Below are 1,150 nucleotides of genomic sequence, written 5' to 3'. Positions count from 1 at the left end.
GCTGCGGAGTGGGCTGCGGGGTCGGCTGTGTCTCTGCCTGCGCCTGGGTTGCCGTTGGCGTTGCCGCTGCTGTTGCCGCCGGGGTGGGTCGTTCCGCCGTCGGTGGCGTGTGCGGCCGTACCGCCGTCCTGCCCGTCGGCGGGCTGAGCGGGCCGCTGCCGGGTGGCCCCGGGTGCGGTGGGTTCGCCCGGCCGGGGGTGGGGGATGGACGCGGCCCCGGCCTGCAGCTGCCATGCCGGGTCGGTGGTGGACATGCCGAAGTCCGCCGGTGCGGCCTGCCCCTGCCGGGGCGGGGGCGCCGCGTAGCCGTGGCTTCCGGGGGCCCAAGTGACCGAGGGGGCCCCGTCCGTGGCGGGGCCGCCGGTCCAGCCGGGCCCGGCGGAGGATATGCCGTGGCCCGGGGACCAGGCCCCGCTCTCCCACGCCTGTGCCGCCTCCGCGGGGCCGGAGGGCCCGCCCGGGTACGGCTGCCCCTCCAGCGGTATCCCGAACTCGTGGCCGTGGCCGTGGCCGTGGCCGACGCCGTGACCGTGGCTGTGCGCCTGCCTGAACTTCTCCGGCCCGTGCTCCGGTATGTGGCCGTGGTGGCGTCCGTGGCCGTCTACGGGATGGGCGGAGGGAGTGTGGCCGGGCCCGTGAGCCTCTCCGTGGCCGGCCGCGATGTCCGGCCCGTGGCCGTGGCCGTGAACCGGGCCCTGCCCGTGCTCCGTTGTGTGGCCGCGGCCGTCCGACGCGTGCCCGGGCGCGAAAGCCCGGCCGAAGCCTTGATCGGCCCCGAGGGACGGTCCCGGGCCGTGCTCCTGGCGCCGGTTGTGGGCCCGCTCGTCGACGTGGCCCGCCTGCCCGGGCCCCGGGCCCGGCCCCGGGCCGAGGTGCTGTGCGTGGCCCTGCTGCCCGTACCCGTCGCCGTACCCGTACGCGTGCCCGTCGCCGTACCCGTGCCCGTACCCGTGCCCGTCGCCGTACCCGTACCCGTACCCGTGCCCGTCGCCCTGCGGAGCGTGGGGGGTGACGGGGGGCCAGCTGGCCGAGTTGTCCGGGGTGTTGGCCGGGTCGGGGGCGGGTCCCTGGGCGTGGACGTCCGGGTTGCCCGGTCGGAGCCACGGCGGGATGTCCGGGCCGTCGGGGTGGAGCCGGGGAGGGGTGCCCG

1 pseudogene is annotated in these 1,150 nt (G+C 78.3%); it reads right to left on the bottom strand.

The window, feature by feature from the left end:
- A pseudogene (locus HYE82_RS36675) lies at nt 1-1,150 on the bottom strand (hypothetical protein); the annotation flags it as partial.

The organism is Streptomyces sp. BR123 (assembly GCF_013401435.1).
GTDB lineage: Bacteria > Actinomycetota > Actinomycetes > Streptomycetales > Streptomycetaceae > Streptomyces.
This window is presented reverse-complemented; position numbering and strand designations above follow the sequence as displayed.